General features: G+C 53.6%; 13 protein-coding genes. 3 read left to right on the forward strand and 10 right to left on the reverse strand.

Features of this window, described 5'->3' with window-relative positions; genetic code table 11:
• Positions 1 to 28: 28 nt before the first annotated feature.
• On the forward strand, positions 29 to 577 hold the full coding sequence (locus tag FFI61_RS02005) for a zinc ribbon-containing protein (protein ID WP_200202543.1): 549 nt from the start codon (positions 29 to 31) through the stop codon (positions 575 to 577).
• Between the two features lie 195 nt (positions 578 to 772).
• Here FFI61_RS02005 and lnt read toward each other — a convergent pair whose 3' ends face one another.
• From lnt to miaB, 5 genes are all read right to left on the reverse strand, one after another.
• Positions 773 to 2,323 carry an apolipoprotein N-acyltransferase gene (gene lnt, locus FFI61_RS02010; RefSeq protein ID WP_200369082.1) on the reverse strand — a complete coding sequence of 517 codons (1,551 nt, stop codon included), beginning with the start codon at positions 2,321 to 2,323 and terminating at the stop codon, positions 773 to 775.
• A complete protein-coding gene (locus FFI61_RS02015) occupies positions 2,313 to 3,161 on the reverse strand; it encodes an HlyC/CorC family transporter (protein WP_200202541.1) in 849 nt (282 codons plus the stop codon). The genes lnt and FFI61_RS02015 overlap by 11 nt, the downstream gene beginning before the upstream one ends.
• Entirely contained in the window at positions 3,158 to 3,631 is a 474-nt protein-coding gene (gene ybeY, locus FFI61_RS02020; RefSeq protein WP_200369083.1) for an rRNA maturation RNase YbeY, read from the reverse strand. The genes FFI61_RS02015 and ybeY overlap by 4 nt, the downstream gene beginning before the upstream one ends.
• A complete protein-coding gene (locus FFI61_RS02025; RefSeq protein WP_227714551.1) occupies positions 3,628 to 4,623 on the reverse strand; it encodes a PhoH family protein in 996 nt (331 codons plus the stop codon). Before FFI61_RS02025 ends, ybeY begins: the two co-directional genes overlap by 4 nt.
• A 446-nt stretch (positions 4,624 to 5,069) precedes the next feature.
• Complete coding sequence (gene miaB / locus FFI61_RS02030) at positions 5,070 to 6,416, reverse strand: tRNA (N6-isopentenyl adenosine(37)-C2)-methylthiotransferase MiaB (protein ID WP_200369085.1); 1,347 nt, start codon at positions 6,414 to 6,416, stop codon at positions 5,070 to 5,072.
• 331 nt (positions 6,417 to 6,747) lie between these two features.
• On the opposite strand from miaB, the gene trmH reads away from it, so the two are divergent.
• Positions 6,748 to 7,479, forward strand: a complete 732-nt coding sequence (trmH, locus tag FFI61_RS02035; protein ID WP_200369086.1) for a tRNA (guanosine(18)-2'-O)-methyltransferase TrmH — start codon at positions 6,748 to 6,750, stop codon at positions 7,477 to 7,479.
• A gap of 147 nt (positions 7,480 to 7,626) precedes the next feature.
• Here the strand turns inward: trmH and FFI61_RS02040 are convergent, their stop codons facing one another.
• The 4 genes from FFI61_RS02040 to FFI61_RS02055 all read right to left on the reverse strand — a co-directional run bounded on the left by FFI61_RS02040 (position 7,627) and on the right by FFI61_RS02055 (position 12,044).
• Complete coding sequence (locus FFI61_RS02040) at positions 7,627 to 8,643, reverse strand: nucleoid-associated protein (protein WP_200202536.1); 1,017 nt, start codon at positions 8,641 to 8,643, stop codon at positions 7,627 to 7,629.
• 239 nt (positions 8,644 to 8,882) lie between these two features.
• The gene (gene cysN, locus FFI61_RS02045) at positions 8,883 to 10,541 is read right to left on the reverse strand and encodes a sulfate adenylyltransferase subunit CysN (protein ID WP_200202535.1); all 1,659 of its coding nucleotides are present in this window, start codon (positions 10,539 to 10,541) and stop codon (positions 8,883 to 8,885) included.
• A 1-nt stretch (position 10,542) separates the two neighbouring features.
• Complete coding sequence (cysD, locus tag FFI61_RS02050) at positions 10,543 to 11,451, reverse strand: sulfate adenylyltransferase subunit CysD (RefSeq protein ID WP_200202534.1); 909 nt, start codon at positions 11,449 to 11,451, stop codon at positions 10,543 to 10,545.
• Between the two features lie 182 nt (positions 11,452 to 11,633).
• A complete protein-coding gene (locus tag FFI61_RS02055; RefSeq protein ID WP_200202533.1) occupies positions 11,634 to 12,044 on the reverse strand; it encodes a PilZ domain-containing protein in 411 nt (136 codons plus the stop codon).
• A gap of 329 nt (positions 12,045 to 12,373) precedes the next feature.
• On the opposite strand from FFI61_RS02055, the gene rimO reads away from it, so the two are divergent.
• The gene (gene rimO / locus FFI61_RS02060) at positions 12,374 to 13,717 is read left to right on the forward strand and encodes a 30S ribosomal protein S12 methylthiotransferase RimO (protein WP_200202532.1); all 1,344 of its coding nucleotides are present in this window, start codon (positions 12,374 to 12,376) and stop codon (positions 13,715 to 13,717) included.
• Positions 13,718 to 13,776: 59 nt separating this feature from the next.
• On the opposite strand, the gene FFI61_RS02065 is transcribed toward rimO, so the two are convergent.
• Positions 13,777 to 14,439 (reverse strand): carbonic anhydrase, encoded by a 663-nt coding sequence (locus tag FFI61_RS02065; RefSeq protein ID WP_200369087.1) that lies wholly within the window; start codon positions 14,437 to 14,439, stop codon positions 13,777 to 13,779.
• Positions 14,440 to 14,452: the final 13 nt, after the last annotated feature.

Genomic DNA, 14,452 nt, shown 5'->3' on the forward strand with positions numbered 1-14,452 from the left:
ACGCCCCGCAAATTATGAGGAGTTCTCAATGACTGAGCCTGAAAGAAGCCATTTATCCGGAAAAGCTCTCGAGGTATACGACCGCATGCTTGAGCGGGTGCAGACTCGTTTGAAAGCTATACAGGAAACCTCGCTGGACACCTTGGAAGAAGAGGTGGAGAAGGCAATAGAAGTTGAGCAAGAACTGGAGGAAATGACCAAGGACGAAATCAGCCTCCTTGGCACCTACCTTCAGAGAGATCTGGAGCATCTCCTGAACTTTGTAGATGAAACCGGGGAGGGGCTTGCGGAATGGTTGCAGCTCGATTTGTCATTGCTGGAACAGCAGTTGACCGAGCGCTTGTTGTCGGTTGCCGACCAAACATTGGTCGATACCGTTGCGCTGCGACAGAAACTTGAAAGCCGTGATGCGGGGCAGTACATCGCTGGTGAAGTAGCAACTGCAGGCATGTTCCAGTGCCTGAACTGCGAGCACATGCTGTGCCTCACATCTACCAGCCATCTGGAGCCTTGTGAAGCCTGTGGTTCACAATACTACAAGCGGGTTACCAGTCACTGGCCGCGGAAAGAAAGCTGATAACTAGTGTTTTGCAGGATAAGCAGACTAGCTAGGCGGCTCTTTCAGGGTTCGGGGCAACCGAGGGCGGGCAGATTTTCAAAACCGTGCGGAGCCATGGATGGCGGAGCCGAGCCTACATGGACGTACTTGTGGCGTGTTTTGAAAATCTGCCCGCCCTTGGTTGCTTGCTCCCAAGTTACAACAATGACGGAGTCAACTTTTTGGAATAACCCGCTCACGAACAAACACAATCAGAATCAGCGCCAGCGTCAGAACCGGCCAGGAAGCCGCAACCATATAAGGCGTGCTACCGCTGGCCTTGAACACCTCACCAGTCAGAACAGCCCGCTCGAACTGCGGAATACGCGCCGTAATCTGCCCCTTGTTATCAATGATCGCCGTAACCCCATTGTTGGTGCCGCGAATCATATAACGCCCGGTTTCCAGAGCCCGCATGCGCGCAATCTGCAAATGCTGCAACGGCCCCACAGAATCCCCGAACCAACCATCGTTACTGATCGTCAGCAACAAATCCGAATTGACCGCATTGCGCGCAAGAAAGTCAGGATAAGCCACCTCATAACAAATAAACGGCATCACCTTCGTACCATTGGCGTTTAAAGGCGACTGGTTTTTCGGACCACGGGTAAAGCTCGACATGGGTAAATCAAAAAAGCCGATCAACCCCCGAAGAACCCCCTCAAGAGGGACATATTCGCCAAAGGGCACAAGCTTCTGCTTGTGATAAATACCTTCGCCGTTGCCCATGGCCATAATGCTGTTGTGGTAGGTAAAGCCACCAGCGCGCTCGCTGAAACCGTACCAGGGAATGCCTGTTATCAGCGTACTGTTTTCCCCGAGATTCTCTTCAATGTGATCAATGATTTTCCCCGCCTGATCCTGGGGAATGGGGATTGCCGTCTCCGGCCACAGAATCAGATCAACATCCCAGTAAGGCTCCGTCATGCCCAGATAGGCTACGATCTGGTCTTTCAGAAACTCCGGGTCCCACTTGATCAACTGCGGAATGTTGCCCTGCATGGCAGCCACAGATGTGGGCTCCGAACTGATGTCTGTCCATTCGACCCGGTTCAGTGCCGGGGCCGCCAACCACGGGATCAGCGTTATAACAGCAACAATGCCGGCGCTGGTATGGCGCTGCCTGGTTAATAGCCAGCCCGCACCAAAAATAGCGGCGCCGCTGGCAGTGATCAAAAAGGTAAGGCCGTGAACGCCAATTATCGGCGCCATCCCTGCCAGAGGCCCATCAGTATGGGCTGTACCAAGGTATAGCCATGGGAAACCGGTTAACAGCCAGCCACGAAGCCAGTCCCCGAGAATCCAGATGGCAGGGAACAGGATGAGGCGTCGTACGGCACTGGCCTTAGCCAGCTTGCCCCAGAACCAGAATGCGAGAGCCGGAAACAACGCCAGCACCGCCACAAAGGCAGCAGTGAGCAAAACTGAAACCGGTATGGACGTATTGCCGAATTCACTAATGCTGATATAAACCCATGTGGCCCCAGAGCCAAACAGACCAAGGCCCGCCAGCAAGCCCGCAAAGAAAAGCTTCCTCGCCGGCAGTGGAATGCAGACCAGCAGAATCATTAGTGCAGAAATTGGCCCAAGCCACCACAAATGGAAAGGCGAGAAGGTTAGGGTTTGCAAAGCGCCGGCAACAAAAAGGGTTGCCGCGCTATACCAGCGGTTGGAAAGCAATGAAAGGGCTGGGGCAGAAGAGGGTGTTAAATGCTCATGGCTCACTACGGGTTACCTGTAACAGACGGATGACACGGTTATCGGCGTTGGCTATGGTAAAGCGCAAGCCGCCAAATTCAACCGTTTCGCCTCGTCTGGGCAGGTGACCGAATTCCTTTAGTACGACGCCGCCAATGGTATCGAACTCTTCTTCATCAAAACCGGTGTTAAAAAATTCATTGAAGTCGTCGACTGGCGTCACTGCCTTCACGGCATGGGAGCCATCACCTCTAGCCTTGATGTGGGTTTCTTCGTCAAAATCGTGTTCGTCTTCAATTTCCCCGACGATTTGTTCGAGTACGTCTTCAATGGTTACCAAACCGGCCGTACCGCCGTATTCATCCACGACGATGGCCATGTGATTACGGTTTTCCTTGAACTGTTTAAGTAACTGGTTCAGCCGTTTGCTCTCTGGAACAAACGTAGGCGGGCGCAGTAGCTCGCGAACATGAGACCAGTCCATATCATCATCAAGGGCCAGTGGCAGAAGATCTTTGGCGAGAAGGACACCGATGACATCATCCTGGCTGTCGCCAATAACCGGGAAGCGGCTGTGGGCAGACCGGATAACCTCGCCAAGATATTCTTTCGGGTCTTGAGAGGCGCGAACGGTAACCATCTGGGAACGCGGGATCATTATTTCATCCACCCGCATGTCCACCACTTGCATGGCACCTTCGATGATGCTCATGGCATCTGCATCGATTATTTCCTGGGATTCAGCGCTTCTAAGGACTTCCAGAACATCTTCGATGGTCTCTGGTCCGCTGGAGAAGGCGTGTGATATACGCTCCAGCCAAGACTTGTTGGAGCCTTGACTGCGACTCGACTGGTCGTCGCTCATGAGTCTTTTACCGTTTCCTCTGCTTCGTAGGGATTGCCGAACCCAAACTGTGCCAGCAATCGAATTTCCAGGGCCTCCATGGCCTCTGCCTCTTCGTCGTCAATATGGTCATAGCCTTGAAGGTGCAGCATGCCATGAACCACCATGTGTGCCCAATGGGTTGAGGGCTCTTTATGCTGGTCTCTGGCCTCATTTTCAACGACCGGAGCGCAAATAACGAGATCTCCTGCCAATGGCACCGTTATACCGGCTGGCGCTTCAAATGGAAAGGACAACACATTCGTGGGTTTGTCCTTGCCCCGGTACTGGTGGTTCAGTGCCTGGCTTTCCTCAATATCGACAATACGAATCGTGACCTCGGATGGCTCCTCCCCCAGCCAGGCAGCCTGGGCCCACGCTTGAAACAGGGATTCTGCAGGTACACCCGGCCCTTCGAACACGTTTTGAAAATCAACCGTCAGCTCGCTCACTGTGCGCGGCCGCTCCCTTTGCTGTTGCCTTCATCAAGTGAATCGTAGGCTTCCACAATTCGCTGAACCAGAGGGTGACGGACAACATCCTTGGCTTCAAAGCGCGTGAAGCTGATGCCAGTAACGTTTCTCAAAACGCCTGCGGCATGAATCAGCCCTGAATTCTGGCCCTTGGGCAAATCCACTTGGGTGGTATCACCAGTAATCACAGCAGTGGAGCCAAAGCCGATTCGCGTCAGGAACATTTTCATCTGCTCGCGGGTGGTGTTCTGGCTTTCATCCAGAATAATAAACGAGTTATTCAGAGTACGGCCACGCATGAAGGCCAGCGGCGCAATCTCGATCACACTTTTCTCAATCAACCGGGTGACATTCTCAAACCCGAGCATTTCATAGAGTGCGTCGTACAGAGGGCGTAGGTAGGGATCCACCTTCTGAGCCAGATCTCCCGGCAGAAAGCCAAGCTTTTCGCCAGCTTCAACTGCCGGGCGAACCAGAAGAATCCGCTTCACTTGCTCGTCTTTCAGGGCTTCTACTGCACATGCTACAGCGAGCCAGGTCTTACCTGTGCCCGCGGGCCCGATGCCAAAGTTGATGTCGTGGGAGCGTATGCTGTGCACATACTTCTGCTGATTCGCACCGCGGGGTTTGGCTGTGAGCTTGGGGGTTTTGATGATGGTGACTGAGCCGTCGAAAGGAATTTCTTCTGGCAGTCTCTCAAGCCCGGTTTCGCGAATGTACAGGTGCACGGTATCCGGAGAAATGTCTTCGGTGGCCTCGGTTTCCCGGTACAGGTATCTGATCACTTCCACCGCAGCGGCGACGTTTTCAGTAGCACCTTCAACCCGGAAGTGATGGCCTCGGCGGGTGACGGATACTTGCAGGCGCCGTTCGATGTGTTTCAAATTCTCATCAAACTGTCCGCAAAGGGTGGTTAGCCTGCGCAGGTCTGCCGGGTGTAGATCGAATTGTCTGGAATCGTTGGTGTTCAAATTTTCTCCGTTTTTACTCCCTTTTTTTGGGAGTACGCAAATCTGGCTTTGGTGCGTTCGAGGCGGAGCGGGGACCCCTTCCCAAAAAGCGCCCGTGAATACGTCCATGTAGGGCTCGGTCGGGCCATCCTTGGCCCTCCACGTTTTTGGGAAGGGCTCCCCGCTCCGCCCCTATTCAAACTATGTGCTGGCCGAAAATTTAAAAACAAGTAATCGGTAGCAATTTGATGGTTTGGTGACTTAAATCTGATATCAGGTCAGCTATGTGGAACAGTTTTTTGCATGCCGCACTGAACTACGCCGAGAGTGGTGGTGGCTTCCTCCCAAAAATGTCTTCGGCCAAGGAAGGCCGAAGACAAGCGCACATGGATGTGCTCGTAGCGTTTTTTGGGAGGAAGCCACCACCGCTCTCATACTCCGGGCTTCAATCACATGGGAGCCGAAGCTCAATAAAGCACCGAATCCACAGGTAAACCACGAAGAGAGTTGGCGTAAGCCTCAACTATCTCAACGTCGATGAAGTGCCCAACAATCCCCGGATTCTCATGCCGGAAATTCACAATCCGGTTGTTCTCCGTGCGCCCGGAATACTCACCAGGGTCCTTCTTCGATAGCCCGGTTACCAGAATGCGCTGAGTGGAACCCACCATCTTGCGGCTGATGTCCATCACCGTCTGATTGATCCGATCCTGAAGGATTTTCAGGCGCTGTTTCTTAACTTCCATCGGCGTTTCATCAGGCAAATCCGATGCCGGCGTACCCGGGCGGGCGCTGTAAACAAAGCTGAAGGACATATCGAAACCGATATCGTTGATCAGCTTCATGGTGTCTTCGAAGTCTTTCTCGGTTTCACCCGGGAAGCCAATGATAAAGTCTGAAGAAAAGCTGATATCCGGACGAATCTTGCGCAGGCGACGAAGCTTGGATTTGTACTCCAGGGCCGTATGGCCGCGCTTCATGGCGGCCAGAATGCGATCCGAGCCGCTTTGTACCGGCAGGTGCAAGTGGCTGACCAGCTCGGGCACCTGTTCGTAAACCTCAATCATTGCATCAGTAAATTCAACCGGATGCGAGGTGGTGTAGCGGATGCGATCAATGCCGTCGATGGTGGCGATCAGGGTAATCAATTCCGCCAAATCCATTACGTCGCCATCGTGAGTCTCGCCACGATAGGCGTTTACGTTCTGGCCTAGAAGATTCACTTCCCGCACGCCCTGGCTGGCCAGGTGCGCAACTTCGGCAATCACGTCGTCTGCCGGACGGCTGACTTCTTCGCCTCGGGTGTAGGGAACTACGCAGAAGGTGCAGTATTTGCTGCAACCTTCCATGATGGAAACAAAGGCGGACGGGCCATCGGCACCGGGGTCCGGCAGGTTGTCGAACTTTTCGATTTCCGGGAAGCTCACATCCACCACGCCTACGCCGTTACCTTTCACGCGCACTTCGGTAATCATATCCGGCAGGCGGTGCAGGGTTTGCGGGCCGAAGACCATGTCGACATAAGGCGCCCGGTCAAGAATGGCCTGGCCTTCCTGGCTGGCAACGCAGCCGCCCACGCCGATGATCAGCTCTGGCTTGTTCGCTTTGAGCTTTTTCCAGCGACCCAGCTGGTGGAACACTTTTTCCTGGGCTTTTTCACGGATGGAGCAGGTGTTCAGCAGCAGGATATCTGCGTCTTCAGGCGTTTCGGTCATTTCTACCGCTTCGCCGGTTTTAAGCAGGTCGGCCATGCGGGATGAATCGTATTCGTTCATCTGGCAACCGTGGGTTTTGATGTACAGCTTTTTGGCCATGGGTCTCAACACAACTGGATGTATTTGGCGCCCGGAACAGAAACTGTCCAGATTGCGCGCTGATAAAGGAGAACTGGGTATTATAACGGGGTGATCAATCTGCAACCAGTGTTGTCTCGGTAATCTGCCAGTTTTGCTGTGGTATTATTCCGGCGTTTAAGTTTCGGAGTCAGAAGCGATTGGTGCAGGGCTCTCCAAAAAGCGCCCGTGAATACGTCCATGTAGGGCTCGGTCGGGCCATCCTTGGCCCTCCACGTTTTTGGAGAGCCCTGCACCAATCGCTTCGTCGAGCTTCGGTGGATTAATCTCTTACTACAAACTTCACAAGACTATGACTCCAGAGCGCCTTGCCCGCATCAAACAGGTTTTGAACACCCGGCAGCCGGACCTGACAGTCCTGACCGACCAGGTTCACAAACCAAGAAACCTCTCCGCCATACTGAGAACCTGCGACGCCTTCGGGCTAGCCAACATGCACGTGGTGTGGCCAAAAGAGGGCTTCCGGGCCTTCCGGAAAACCGCCGGCGGCAGTTTCAAATGGGTAACACCTCACACCCACCGCACCATGGACGAGGCCATAGCGCATCTGAAAGGGCAGGGCCAAAAGATTTACGCCGCGCAGCTTTCGGACAGGGCGATTGATTACCGATCTGCAGACTTCACCGTGCCCTGCACAGTGATTATGGGCAACGAAGTGGACGGTGTCAGTGCAGAAGCGGCGGAGCAGGCGGATGAGCACATCGTTATTCCCATGATGGGCATGGTGGAATCCCTCAACGTATCCGCAGCCTGTGCCATCATCCTCTCCGAAGCCCAAAGGCAGCGCAAAGAGGCCGGCTTGTTCGATAATCGGCGCATACCGGATGAAGAATACAACCGCCTACTCTTCAGTTGGTGCCAGCCCGTCGTTAAGCGCTACTGCGACGACCGAAACCTGCCATACCCGCCCATTGATCACGAAACCGGTGAGTTAATCGACGGAGTAGGCTGGATGCAGGAAGTAAGGGTGCAGAGAGCAAATCGCCCCCGCTGGAATGAAGAAGACCCAGTAGAAGCCAGCTAACGTAAACTCCTTTTGCCCAGATCGGCCCGTGGCGTGGTGAAGCTTTTCTGCCGGAAAAAGATGTCTGAGCGCAGCGAGTTATTTTTCCAGAAGAAAAGCTTCACCGCGCCGCGGAGCGAGCCCCCAAAGCGGCAGGCCGCAAATGGATCAGTCCTCGCGATTCTCCAAATACCGCTCCAACTGCTCCCGCAAAGCCTTAGGCAGGCGAGTAATCGTCAGCGCATCCTTGTCGCGATCATAGTAAATCGCCTGATTCACCAAATCGGAAGAAAACGAAACACTCATACCACCGCCAGAGCCCGCAATCCGCACCAGCTTCTTCACCTTCCGATGATCCGGGTGCAGCACGCCGCTCTCGGGCATCTCCGCAGACTTACTGGCAAACTCCTTGAAACGCCCGGGCTCATCCTCATCCAGATAGCCAGACAACGCTTCAATAGCCACCGGCTCACCCAAAGCATGCTGCTCTTTGCAGAACTCATAAGCCCGCGTGCGAACTTCGCCAGCCTTCTCAGGCTCTGAAGACTTTGCAAACGCCTCCACCGCATCCAGAAACGTCAGCGTTTCCTTTTCAACATCGATCTGGTTGGTGAAACCACACAGCCGGATAAACAGCTCCCCCGGTTCACCCGTGCCCCGGGCATGCACCAACGTAAGATAGTTCTCAGCCGCGTTATCACCCAGCCAGTCATCCAGCTCAACCCGCATGGCAAGATTCAGGCGGGACGTGCTCAGCACATCCGTTGTATCCAGAGCCTGATTACCATCGAAGCGCAGAGCGCCGTCGCTTTCCAGAATCATCACGTAAACCACATCGGAATCTGCCAAGGCCTCGTGAACAACCACAAGTTGCCCCACAAACTCCTCCTGGCAGCTCGTAAGCAGCTCCTGCCACTGGCCAAATACCCGATCTGTGAACGAGGCAAAACTCTGCTTGTCCTCCAGATAATCCTTCAGCCAACTGCTGAACGGGCTCTCACCAATATCTTCTGAAAACCGCCCGTACTTCTTGCCAGGCTTGCTGTTAAACAACCGCTTCATCTGCTTGTGCAGGCCCTCGTAGTCGCCACCCGGCTCCTGCAGCGCCTCACCACTTTGCAGGCGGGCAGGCTGCCCCGGCTGATACTGACTGGAAAACGCGGTGCGCAGATGCTTAATAGCCATAAACAGATAATCCCGAATAAAGAAACAAAAAAGCCCCGAAGGAAACCTTCAGGGCCAAAGATTCTGCCACGGACAACAAATACATTCACGACTAAAAAAGGAGACTGGTAACAAAACGTGATAGCCGTGGGGCGGGGTGTCTTTTCTGGCAGGAAAAAGATGTCTGAGCGAAGCGAGTTGTTTTTCCAGAAGAAAAGACACCCCGCCCCGCGGCAAACACCTTTTAACCAGTCCTGTCCTTAAACCCGCTTGTTGCGAACCAACTCCTGCACTAGTGATGCAGCGACATCAGAAACTTCGTCAGTGCTATCAGCTGCTATGGAAACATTGGCGATGTCAGTGCCAAGATTCACAGCAATCGCTACCAGTCCATAGGCAGTTAGCAGTTGTGCTGTGCGGCGACGGTCGTCGGCATCACCAGCATTGTCTTCGCTCAAAATTACCGAAGTTTTTCCCTGGTCGAACAGCGCTCGTTCAACAGCCAAGGCAAGGGCATGGGCCTGTTTACCGGAGCAACCGATAATCATCGGCTTTTGCGCAAGCCTGCGTTCACGTTCCTCTGGGCTCACGGGCTCAAGAGTGCCTGCAGTATCTGCCAAGCCATCAATCATGCCGGCACCAACTGTCACGTTGGTAAGTCGATCGATCACAATAAAGCTGCCGGTGGCGTGATTACGCTGATAGGCATCAAACGCGATTGGCTGACTCAGGGTGAGATCACACAGGCCAATTTCATTCACCTGCAACAGGGCAGGATTGGCGTGCTGTTCCAGCGTGTTCACGTCGGTCTGATAGTGAATCTTCCGAACCGTGCCGGAGGTGAAGGTTGGGCCCAACTTGATGTCGTACAGGCGACCGGTATGCAAAGGCGCATCCGCCATCCACACGATGTTGGCCTTAAAACGGTTGCCCACTTCCGGCTCGTCTTCCGGTTTTACCAGCATGTCGCCACGGCTAACATCAATTTCATCGGTCAGTGTCAGCGTAACCGCCTGATCAATATAAGCTTCTTCCAGATTGCCATCAAACGTCACAACTTCCTTGACGGTACTGGTGCGCCGCGAGGGCAGGGCCATCACTTTGTCACCCGGGCGAATCACGCCTGAGGCGATGGTGCCACAGAAGCCACGGAAGTTGAGGTTGGGTCGGGTGACGTATTGCACGGGGAACCGGAAGTGCTCCAGGTTCTTGTCGCGGTTTACTTCTACCGTTTCCAGAATATCCATTAGTGGCTGGCCGTTGAACCAGGGCGTGTTCTCGCTGCGGTTGACGACGTTATCGCCTTCCAGCGCCGAGATCGGTACAAATCGGATGTCTTTCAGTCCCAACTTTGCGGCGAACGAGAGATAGTCCTCTCTGATTTCGTTGAAACGATCTTCACTGAAATCCACCAGATCCATCTTGTTCACCGCCACTACGATATGGCGGATGCCCAGCAGCGATGCGATAAATGAGTGTCTGCGAGTCTGGGTCAGCACGCCACGGCGGGCGTCGATCATCAGAATGGCAACCTGAGCGGTAGATGCACCGGTGGCCATGTTGCGGGTGTACTGCTCGTGCCCCGGTGTGTCGGCAATGATGAACTTGCGCTTATCGGTAGAAAAATAGCGATAGGCAACATCAATAGTAATGCCTTGCTCGCGCTCGGCCTGCAAACCATCCACCAGCAGGGCAAGATCCAGCTTTTCGCCTGTGGTGCCCATTTTGGCACTGTCGGTTTTCAGGCTGGCCATGTGATCTTCGTAGATCATTTTGGTGTCGTGGAGCAAGCGGCCTATGAGGGTGCTCTTGCCGTCGTCTACGCTGCCGCAGGTGAGCAGGCGCAACAGTTCCTTGTTCTCGTGCTGCTTCAGGTAAGCCTGGATATCGTCGGCAATAAGATCAGATTGATGTGACATATCAGAAGTACCCTTCGCGCTTTTTCTGTTCCATGGAGCCTGCCGAATCGTGATCAATCACGCGGCCCTGACGTTCTGAGCTGGTGGCCAACAGCATCTCCTGAATAATTTCGGGCAATGTATCTGCTTCAGATTCAATCGCGCCGGTGAGCGGGTAGCACCCGAGAGTGCGGAAGCGGATGGACTTCATCATCGGCTTTTCGCCCTCTTTCAGTGGCATGCGTTCGTCGTCCACCATTATCAGGGAGCCGTCGCGCTCTACAACCGGGCGCACGGCTGAGTAGTAGAGGGGGACGATTTCAATGTTTTCCAGATAGATGTATTGCCAGATATCCAGTTCAGTCCAGTTGGACAGCGGGAATACGCGGATGCTTTCGCCCTTGTTCACCTTGCCGTTATAGGTGTTCCAGAGTTCCGGGCGCTGGTTTTTAGGGTCCCAGCGGTGGTATTCGTCCCGGAAGGAATAAACCCGCTCTTTGGCGCGGGATTTCTCTTCATCCCGGCGAGCGCCACCGAAGGCAGCATCAAATCCGTATTTGTTCAGAGCCTGCTTCAGGGCCTGGGTTTTCATCACATCGGTATGCTTTGCACTGCCGTGGGTAAACGGCCCTATACCCTGTTCAACGCCATCCTGATTGGTATGTACGATCAGGTCCAGGCCGTATTCCTTTACCTTGCGCTCCCGGAAATCAATCATGTCCCGGAATTTCCAGGTGGTATCCACATGCATCAAAGGGAAAGGCATTTTCCCGGGGTAAAAGGCTTTGCGGGCGAGGTGCAGCATTACCGCGGAGTCCTTGCCGATGGAGTAGAGCATCACCGGGTTATCAAACTCGGCAGCCACTTCGCGGATGATGTGGATGCTTTCCGCTTCCAGTTGTTTCAGATGCGTAAGGTTGTATGTGGTCATGATAATCCGTTGCCGCAGCGGGCCTTGAGGGCGTGCTAATAGAATGGCAACTATATCAGAGGCGATATGGCTATAAGAAGTGTTGCGCTTAGAGTTTTAAGTTATAAAAATATAGCGCTTAAAAGAGTCCTGCTGTGATCAATCGTTTGGATTCCGGCCCAGGGCAGGAAAGTTGTTCTGGATCAGGCGGGTTTTAGCGTATCGGCCAGAAGTTTCCGAACATACCTGTCAACGTAGTCAAACCCGTTCCCCTCGAAATCGGCAAATTGAATGCCCAACTGAAATTCATCTCGGGCCATTCTGCGCAGGTGAACAATATGCCCTTTGGCTAAAATCGATACCGGTTGGGTTGCAACAACAGGCACAGAAAAGCGGGCCTTCACGTCAATCCAGTTTCCCGGGGTGGGGGCTCTCAGGCGTGGTATCAGCTGGCCAGCAGCTTCCTGATTGCAAAAAACCATAACGCCTGTGCGAGACAGATTGGAGATTTTGCAGGTGAGCTGGCAACCATCCGGCTTCTCGATAACGATGTCACTTTCAACATCTACACGTTGCTGGTTGCGCAGGTTTGGTTTGACTGTGGCTGCTTTCATGGGCACTCGTATTAGCCGTTCGTGGTGGCACTGCTGGGTATGCTTGGGTTCAAATAATGTTTCAGAACAACGTGTAACCTACAAAAATTGTAGTTGTTTATTTTCTGATCAGCAACTTGAGTGTCGCACATTGTGGCAGATTTTTAATTTATTTGTGAACAAGGGTTCACAAATTTGATTAAGATCAGAATTGTTTCGCTTATCAGATCGCTCGGCTTTTGCTGCAGAAGAGCCCCTTACTGGTGTAAAATTCCCGGCTCTATTCACTTGCATACTCCCGGCGCTCATTCCTGTGCGGCCGCCGAGTGCCAGGATTCCTGAAACGATTTATGACAGAAAAAGCCGAAAACACAGTAGCCGGAAACGGCAAAGTTGGATTCATCAGTCTGGGTTGCCCCAAGGCCCTGGTGGATTCCGAGCGCATACTCACCCAGCTTCGGCTGGATGGCTACGACGTGGTGCCCACGTACAATGATGCGGATATTGTTGTGGTTAACACCTGCGGCTTTATTGATGCGGCCAAACAGGAATCCCTGGATGCCATAGGTGAGGCCATCAAGGAAAACGGCAAAGTGATTGTCACCGGCTGCATGGGCGTGGAAGCTGAAAAAATCCGTGAAACCCATCCGGGGGTGCTGGCGGTTTCTGGCCCTCACGCCTACGAGGAAGTGGTGGGTGCAGTGCATCAGTATGTACCGCCGACCCGTGCGCACGATCCGTTTACTGATCTGGTTCCACCCCAGGGCATCAAGCTGACGCCACGGCACTATGCATATCTCAAGATTTCTGAAGGCTGCAACCATCGTTGCACCTTCTGCATTATTCCATCCATGCGGGGCGACCTGGTGAGCCGGCCTATCGGCGATGTGATGGATGAAGCTCAACGGCTGGTTGATGCTGGGGTTAAAGAATTGCTGGTGATATCCCAGGATACTTCGGCCTATGGTGTAGACACCAAGTACCGTACCGGCTTCTGGCAGGGGCGTCCGCTGAAAACGAAAATGCAGTCATTGTGCGAAGCGTTGGGGGAGATGGGTGTTTGGGTGCGCCTGCATTATGTTTACCCATATCCGCACGTAGATGACATCATCCCACTGATGGCTGAAGGCAAGATTCTGCCGTATCTGGATATTCCCTTCCAGCACGCCAGCCCGAAAGTGCTGAAGGCCATGAAGCGCCCGGCCCACGACAGCAAAACCCTGGATCGTATCCGCAAATGGCGGGAAATCTGCCCGGAACTCACCATCCGCTCCACCTTTATTGTGGGCTTCCCGGGTGAGACGGAAGAAGACTTCCAGTACCTGCTGGATTGGCTGGATGAGGCGCAGTTGGATCGAGTGGGTGCCTTTACTTACAGTGCGGTAGAGGGTGCCAAGGCCAACGAGATTGAGGGTGCGGTGCCTGAGGAAGTGAAAGAAGAGCGTTTGGCCCGTTTTATGACAAAGCAGGCAGAAATATCAGCCGCACGTTTGCAGGCGAAGATTGGCACCACCATTGATGTGTTGATTGATGAGGTAGATGAGGAGGGGGCTATTGGCCGCTCCAAGGCTGATGCCCCAGAGATTGATGGCATGGTGTATCTGAACGACGCAACCGACCTGAAACCCGGTCAGATAGTGAAAGCACTTGTTGAACATGCCGATGAGCATGATCTATGGGCAGTTCTGGTGTGAACTAAGCGAAATCAAAAAGGCCCCGACATGTTCGGGGCCTTTTTGATGGTGGTTGGCGATTAATCGCTGATCTTGGCGATATAATCCGCATAATACTGATCGAAGCTCTTGAATTCCAAGCTGTCTCGACCGCAGCAGCGAATGCTCCCTGATTTTATGTCATATACCCAGCCGTGCACTTCGATTTTACCCGTGGCCAGCTTTGCCGCCACTACCGGGTGTGTGCGCAGGTGCTGTACCTGTTGCTGAACGTTTTCCTCAATGGCTTCGTTAAGGTACTTGCTGTCCAGACACTCCTCGGTGCCAATGTTGTGCCGCTCACGGACGATCTCCATGGCTGAGCGGCAATGCCCCAGCCACTCCTTGACGTGGGGCAAGCCTTTCAGGGCCGGTATGTCCAAGGCGCCTTTAATGGCGCCGCAGTCTGTGTGGCCACATACAATAATGTGGCGAACACCCAGAACCGCAACAGCGTATTCGATGGACGCCGTCATACTTCCGGTTTCATTGCTGTGCGGAGGGATAACGTTGCCGGCGTTTCGACAAATAAACAGGTCGCCCGGGTGGGAGCCTGTAAGCATATTCGGGTCTATGCGTGAGTCCGAACAGGTTACAAACAGCACGTCGGGGTTCTGGTGGTTGGCCAGAGCGCCAAACAGGTCTTTGTGCTCCGGATAAACGTTTTTGTGAAAGTTCAGTACGCCGCGAACAATGTGATCCATGTTGCCTCCTTAT

Source organism: Marinobacter sp. DY40_1A1 (genome assembly GCF_016597815.1).
In the GTDB taxonomy this organism is placed as follows: Bacteria; Pseudomonadota; Gammaproteobacteria; order Pseudomonadales; family Oleiphilaceae; genus Marinobacter; species Marinobacter xiaoshiensis.

What these genes read in the sequence shown, in the direction of transcription:
- FFI61_RS02005 (WP_200202543.1), top strand. Translation starts at nt 29, where the DNA reads ATGACTGAGCCTGAAAGAAGCCATTTATCCGGAAAAGCTCTCGAGGTA.
- FFI61_RS02015 (WP_200202541.1), bottom strand. Translation starts at nt 3,161, where the DNA reads ATGAGCGACGACCAGTCGAGTCGCAGTCAAGGCTCCAACAAGTCTTGG.
- miaB (WP_200369085.1), bottom strand. Translation starts at nt 6,416, where the DNA reads ATGGCCAAAAAGCTGTACATCAAAACCCACGGTTGCCAGATGAACGAA.
- trmH (WP_200369086.1), top strand. Translation starts at nt 6,748, where the DNA reads ATGACTCCAGAGCGCCTTGCCCGCATCAAACAGGTTTTGAACACCCGG.
- FFI61_RS02040 (WP_200202536.1), bottom strand. Translation starts at nt 8,643, where the DNA reads ATGGCTATTAAGCATCTGCGCACCGCGTTTTCCAGTCAGTATCAGCCG.
- cysN (WP_200202535.1), bottom strand. Translation starts at nt 10,541, where the DNA reads ATGTCACATCAATCTGATCTTATTGCCGACGATATCCAGGCTTACCTG.
- cysD (WP_200202534.1), bottom strand. Translation starts at nt 11,451, where the DNA reads ATGACCACATACAACCTTACGCATCTGAAACAACTGGAAGCGGAAAGC.
- FFI61_RS02055 (WP_200202533.1), bottom strand. Translation starts at nt 12,044, where the DNA reads ATGAAAGCAGCCACAGTCAAACCAAACCTGCGCAACCAGCAACGTGTA.
- rimO (WP_200202532.1), top strand. Translation starts at nt 12,374, where the DNA reads ATGACAGAAAAAGCCGAAAACACAGTAGCCGGAAACGGCAAAGTTGGA.
- FFI61_RS02065 (WP_200369087.1), bottom strand. Translation starts at nt 14,439, where the DNA reads ATGGATCACATTGTTCGCGGCGTACTGAACTTTCACAAAAACGTTTAT.